Below are 6151 nucleotides of genomic sequence, written 5' to 3'. Positions count from 1 at the left end.
AGGCCAGGCTAACAAGGGCCTGGCGAATAGTCAGGGGAGATGTCCCAAATGCGCCGCACAACTTTCGACAAGCTTCTTGGATGGGTGGGGGTCAGCCTCGGCGTGGCCCTGCTCGCGGTGGCCGGGCTGCTGGTGTGGGGGTCGGCTTACATCCACAACACGGTGACCAGCCAGCTGGCCGCCCAGCAGATCACGTTCCCGCCGGCGTCGGCGTTCGCGCACCCCAAGGCGGGCACCGAGATCACCCCGTCGATGATCCCGTCGGTCTCCCAGTACGCCGGGCAGCAGCTGCTGACCGGGCAGCAGGCCGAGGCCTACGCTGACCACTTCATCGCCGTGCACCTGCAGGAGATCGGCGGCGGCAAGACCTACTCCCAGCTGTCGGCCGAGGCGCAGGCCAAGCCGTCCGACACCGCGCTGGCCAGCCAGGTCGCCACCGTGTTCAAGGGCACCACGCTGCGGTCGATGCTGCTGAACGCCTACGGCTGGTGGAAGGTCTCCCAGATCACCTACATCGTCTCGCTGGTGCTGTTCGGCCTGGGTACCGTGTCCTTCCTGGCCGGGGTCTTCGGGTTCGCCCGGATCCGCCGCGAGCGCCCAGGCGCCACCGTGTTCGGCCCGGCGATCGAGCAGATCAAGGACGCCGGCCACGAGGCGGGTGCCACGTCCTGAGGACGCGTCAGCCCGTAGCGCACACGCTCTCCCGGCCCGGCGGGCCGGGAGAGCGCTGGCACGTCAGCACGACAAGCGCCCGCCGCGGCGGCGCCGGCGGGTAACGGGTGCGCGCGGCAGGCAAGGAAGCCTGCCGCCGCACCCGCTTGGCTGAGCGGGAGAGCGGGTGTGGGGGGTGCGGGGGGTGCGGGGGCTGGTGAACCGCACGACGTCGCCGGCCTTGAGCGTCCATGACGAGGAACACGACCTCGGCGCTCTCCTTGACGCACTCGTGCAGCGGCCGGTAGAACGCGACGATCGCGTCCCGCCCCCGCAGCGTGGTCCCGTCGGCGAACGAGAACGTCACGTCGTCGGCGTAGTACCGGACGAGCGCGTCGTAGTTCGCGCCGTTGAACTCGGACAGGTACGCGCGGAATGTGGGTTCGTCCATGGGGTAGCGGCGCCTTCTTGGCGCTGGACAGGCGCCACGGTTCGTTCGGGATAAATTTATTGATTCTGATCCGGACGGACAGCGGTTGCGGCGTCTCACAATTGAGACGGCGCCGCGGGCGGCTCGCTGCCTAGCATCGCGGCATCGGTGCGGTGCACCATCGATGTGTGGGCGAGTCGGGCAGTGGCAGTGAAGGAGCAGCGGTGTCGCATGTGGGAGTGAACCTGGGATTCGGCAACCTGCACGAGGACCTGGCCGACGAGCAGATGTACGCGGGCGAGCTGCGGATCGCCGAGCTCGCCGGGGAACTGGGCTTCGACAGCGTATGGGCCGTCGAGCACCACTTCGACAGCTACGCCATGTGCCCGGACAACGTGGTGTTCCTGGCGAACCTCGCCGCCCGGACCGAGCGGGTGTGGCTGGGCACCGCCGCGGTGATCCTGCCGTGGAACGACCCGCTGCGCGTCGCCGAGAAGATGATCATGCTGGACATCCTGTCGGGAGGCCGGGCGATCCTCGGCATGGGCCGCGGGCTGTCGCGCATCGAGTACGCGCCGTTCAAGATCCCGATGTCGGAGTCCCGTGGGCGGTTCGACGAGGCGGCCGCGATGATCGCCAGCGCGCTCGAGACCGGCTGGATCGAGGGGGACGGGCCGTACTACCCCCAGCCGCGGGTCCAGCTGCGGCCGAGCCCGCCGAGGTCGTTCCGCGGCCGGCTGTACTGCGTCGCCGGTTCGCCCGACTCGATCGTCTCGTGCGTCAGCCTCGGCGCCGCCCTGATGTCGATTCCCACCCGGCCGGTGCCCGACCTCATGCCGACATACACGGCGTACCGGCAGCAGTACCTGGCCGCGCACGGCGTCGCGGCGCCGCCGATCTCGCTGAACGTCAACATGTACTGCCACCCGGACGCATCCGTGGCGCGGGAGCGGTCCCGGCGGTACGCGCACGAGTTCTTCGCCTCGAACGTCCGGCATTACGAGATGGCAGGCGAGCACTTCGCGCAGACCGAGGGCTACCAGCGGTACGCCGAGACCGCCGCGATCTTGCGCAAGGTCGGGCTTGAGGCGGCGGCGGAGGCGTTCGCGTCGGTCGCGCTGTTCGGCACGCCGGACCAGATCCTCGCGCAGGTGGCGGGGATCAAGGACGTGCTCGGCGACTTCCAGCTGATCGTGATCCCCAGCTTCGGCGGGCTGCCGTACGAGCAGGCCAACCAGAGCGTTGAGCTGTTCGCCAAGGAGGTCATGCCGGGAGTGCGGGAGCTGCAGGGCTGACCAGGCCGGGACGGTGCGCTGGCCCCGGGACCCAAGGAGGAGACAGTGGCCAAGCTCGACGTGCCAGCCGTCCAGGTGCTGGCGGAGTACAACGCGCCGGTCGAGATGCGCGACGGAACGACGCTGCGGGCCGCCGTCTACCGGCCCGCTTCTGGCGGCCCGTTCCCCGTGCTGCTCATCCGCAACCCCTACGGCGAGCCGATGGTGCGCGCGGCCCCGGTGCGGCCGGCCCTGGACGCGGGCTTCGCCGTGGTTTTGCAGGACTGCCGCGGCACCGGCACCTCGGACGGGGAGTTCCTGACGTTCGAGAGCGAGGCTCTCGACGGCGCGGACAGCGTCGAGTGGTGCGCCAGGCAGCCGTGGTCCGACGGGTCGGTGGCGATGTTCGGAGCCTCCTACCTGGGGATGGTGCAGTTCGCGGCCGCGTCCCAGGCGCCTTCCGGGCTGCGTGCGATCGTGCCCGTCGTCACCCCGGCGGACTACCACTGGGGGCTGGTCTACCGGCAGGGCGCGTTCACGCTCGGCCAGGCGCTGGCCTGGCACACCCTCAAGTCCGGGCAGGCGCTCGCCTACAGCGCGGCCGCCGGGCTGGACGTTTCGGCGGAGCTGCGTTCGCTGCTCGCGCTCATGGCCGATCCGGCGGCCGCCTACGCGCACCTGCCGCTGCGGGACACCCCGGCGGTCAGCCGCATCCTGCCGAGCTGGCGCAAATGGCTGGACCACGAGGTGCGCGACGACTACTGGGACGGGCTGAGCTACCGGGATGCCCGCGACCGGGTGTCCGCGCCGGCGCTGCACGTGGGCGGCTGGTTCGACCTGTTCCTCGGCGGCACGCTCGACAATTTCGCGTTCCTCGCGCAGCACGCGGCCACCGCACGGGCCCGGGACGGGCAGCGGCTGATCGTCGGCCCGTGGACCCATGGCGACCGGTCCGGGGTCGCCGGCGAGCTGCACTTCGGCGCGTTCGGGTCGGAGCAGGCGATCCAGCTCGAGCAGCTGCAGATCGAGTTCCTGCGCGCCGCGACCGGGCGGCCGGGCGCCGCGACCGGGCGGCCGGGCGCAGCGGGTGCCGGGGATGTGCCCGGGCCGCGGGTGCGGCTGTTCGTCATGGGCGACAACGTCTGGCGCGAGGAGGACGAATGGCCGCTGGCCCGGACCCAGTGGACGCGCTGGTACCTGCACGCCGGCGGGAGCCTGTCGGCGGCCGCGCCCGGTGACTTCGACCCGCCCTCGCATTACACCCACGACCCGCGCGACCCGGTGCCGACGGCCGGCGGCGGCACGCTGATCATGGGGGCGCCGGGCCCGGTGCGGTGGCTGCCCGGGCCACGGGACCAGCGCGAGGTCGAGGCCCGGCCGGACGTCCTCTCGTTCACCAGTGCACCGCTGACCGCCGATCTCGAGGTGACCGGGCCGGTCAGCGTGACGCTGCACGCGGCGACCTCCGCGGCCGATACCGACTTCACCGCCAGGCTCGTCGACGTCTGGCCGGACGGCCGGGCGCTTGGCGTCACCGACGGCATCGTGCGGGCGCGCTATCGCGAGGGCAGCCGGTCGCCTCGCCCCGTCACGCCCGGCCAGGGCTATGAGTACACCATCGACCTCATCGCCACCAGCCAGGTGTTCAAGGCGGGGCACCGGCTGCGGGTCGACGTCGCGAGCGCGAACTTCCCGTGCTTCGACCGCAACCCCGGCAACGGCGCGCCCGCCGCCACCGCGACCGAGGAGGACTTCGTAGTGGCAGAGCAGACGATTTACCACGACCGTGCACGTCCGTCCTGCATCACGCTCCCGGTGATTCCGCGATGAGGCAGCTCACCGGCCGCGTCGCCGTGGTCACCGGGGCGGCGAGCGGCATCGGCCGGGCGCTGGCGGGCCGCTTCGCCGCCGAGGGAATGCGGTGCGTCCTCGCCGACATCGAGGAAGACGCGCTCTCGGCCGCGGTCGGCGAGCTGCGGTCGGCGGGCACGCCGGTCATCGGCGTCCGCACGGACGTCGCAAGCGCCGCGGACGTCCAGGCGCTCGCCGACGCCACAATCGCCGAGTTCGGCGCGGTCCACGTGCTGTGCAACAACGCCGGAGTGGGCGGCGGCACTGACTTCGCCCGGATCCCGCTGGACACGTGGGAGTGGGTGCTCGGCGTCAACCTGTGGGGGGTCATCCACGGCTGCCGCACCTTCCTGCCGCTGCTGGTCGGGCAGGACGAGGCGCACATCGTGAACACCTCGTCGATGGCGGCGCTGAACGGGCATCCGCTCGGCCTGGCTCCGTACACGGTCTCGAAGTTCGGCGTGCTCGGGCTGAGCCAGAACCTGTTTTTCGAGCTGACCGCGACGACCGGCGGGCGGGTCGGGGTCTCCGTGCTCATCCCCGGGCTCACCAGGACACGGATCTTCGAGAGCACGCGGAACCGGCCGGCCGGCGTCACGGAGCCGCCAGCGAGCAGCTTCGCGAACACGTCGCGGGCCATGATCGCGGGCGCGTGGGATGAGGCGATGCAGCCGTCGCTCGTCGCCGACGTGGTGGCCGACGCGATACGCGAGCAGCGGTTCTACGTCCTGCCCTGTGCTGACGAGGCGTACGACATGGCGCAGCAGCAGCTGCGCTGGATGCGGACGAACGAGCCGCTGGTGCCCGGACCCGGCGTCGCGCGCACCGCGGATGCGGCCGGTTCCTAAATTGCCCGATTTTTAGCAGGATGGGATATCTGGGGCTATCTCGGCTTCAGGAGGGCGGTGGGAGGCAGGCCTATGAGCACTCAGTCGGCGTCCCCCATGCGCGGTCCCGAGGCGTGGCGGCGAACGCTGACGGCAAGGGAGCGCTACCTCGCGGCGGGAGACCCGGACCTGCTGCCGTCGCACGAGTGCGGCGTCCGCCGCGAGATCATCCTGTCCTGGCGCCGTTCGCTGCTCAGCGGTGTCGACTCCGCCGGCACCGACCTGCCCCGCGACCAGGGCGCCACGCCGCCCGGCCGGCTGGTCCTGGCGGCGCGGCCGGTCCTGGACCGGCTCGCCTGCCAGATCGCCGGAACGCGGTCGTGGGCCTTCCTCGCGGACCGCGAGTGCCGGCTCGTGGACTACGTCGTCGGCGACCGCGCGCTGACCCCGCTGCTTGCGGACCGCGGGGCGCTTCCTGGCGCGAGGTTCGGCGAGGACGTGGTGGGCACCAACGGCCTGGGCACCGCCGTCGAGCAGCAACGGCCGTTCATCGTGGCCGGCAGCGAGCACTTCCGTGCGCATGAGAGCGAGGCCACGACGGCCGGCGCGCCGATCCGCGACCCGGTGACCAGAAGGCTCGCCGGCCTGCTCAACATGAACTGCCGCTATGCGCAGACCAATGAGCTGATGCTGCCCTACGTCACCGAGCTGGCCCGGGAGATCGAGGCGCGCCTGCTCACCTGTTCGGCCCCTGCCGAGCAGGCGCTGCTCGAGGAGGTCGCGCGGATGTGGAAGCGGCGCGCGCAGCCCGTGGTGGTAGTCGGCGAGGAGGTCTTCGTCGCCAACGCCGCCGCGCTCCGCCTGGCCGGCGCGGCGGACCAGGAGCTGCTGCGGGACCTGGCGCGCGGCGCCGCGGCGGCAGGCCGCGAGCGCACCGCGCGCCTGGAACTCGGGCCCGAGGTGACGGTCGTCGCACGATGCCAGCCGCTCGCCGGCTCCTCGTCCCGGCACGCCGCCGCGGCCATCACGCTGACCCCCGCTGAGCCGGCTGGCCTTCCCGGGCCGGCTGTTGTGGCTGCTCCGGATGCTGCGGCGGCTGCGGCTGCTGCGGCGGCTGC

General features: G+C 71.8%; 6 protein-coding genes. 5 read left to right on the top strand and 1 reads right to left on the bottom strand.

All coding sequences use genetic code 11. The features are described 5' to 3' along the window. Nucleotides 1-48 precede the first annotated feature (48 nt). The gene (locus Q1N79_RS20820) at nt 49-672 is read left to right on the top strand and encodes a hypothetical protein (RefSeq protein WP_300611448.1); all 624 of its coding nucleotides are present in this window, start codon (nt 49-51) and stop codon (nt 670-672) included. Nucleotides 673-679: 7 nt separating this feature from the next. Here Q1N79_RS20820 and Q1N79_RS20815 read toward each other — a convergent pair whose 3' ends face one another. Continuing rightward, a complete protein-coding gene (locus Q1N79_RS20815) occupies nt 680-1102 on the bottom strand; it encodes a nuclear transport factor 2 family protein (RefSeq protein WP_300611446.1) in 423 nt (140 codons plus the stop codon). A 203-nt stretch (nt 1103-1305) separates the two neighbouring features. Here Q1N79_RS20815 and Q1N79_RS20810 point away from each other — a divergent pair, with 203 nt between their 5' ends. From Q1N79_RS20810 to Q1N79_RS20795, 4 genes are all read left to right on the top strand, one after another. Continuing rightward, on the top strand, nt 1306-2376 hold the full coding sequence (locus Q1N79_RS20810) for an LLM class flavin-dependent oxidoreductase (protein WP_300611444.1): 1071 nt from the start codon (nt 1306-1308) through the stop codon (nt 2374-2376). Between the two features lie 45 nt (nt 2377-2421). Then, entirely contained in the window at nt 2422-4185 is a 1764-nt protein-coding gene (locus tag Q1N79_RS20805) for a CocE/NonD family hydrolase (protein ID WP_300611441.1), read from the top strand. Beyond that, nucleotides 4182-5054, top strand: coding sequence for an SDR family NAD(P)-dependent oxidoreductase (locus Q1N79_RS20800; protein ID WP_300611438.1), 873 nt, complete (start codon nt 4182-4184; stop codon nt 5052-5054). The genes Q1N79_RS20805 and Q1N79_RS20800 overlap by 4 nt, the downstream gene beginning before the upstream one ends. 72 nt (nt 5055-5126) lie before the next feature. Then, nucleotides 5127-6151: hypothetical protein (locus tag Q1N79_RS20795; protein ID WP_300611436.1), on the top strand; the 1025-nt coding region annotated here is incomplete at its 3' end.

Origin of the sequence: Trebonia sp. (genome assembly GCF_030042015.1) — a bacterium.
Classification (GTDB): domain Bacteria; phylum Actinomycetota; class Actinomycetes; order Streptosporangiales; family Streptosporangiaceae; genus Trebonia.
Note: the sequence above shows the minus strand (reverse complement) of the source record. Positions and strands in the feature narration are given on the sequence as shown.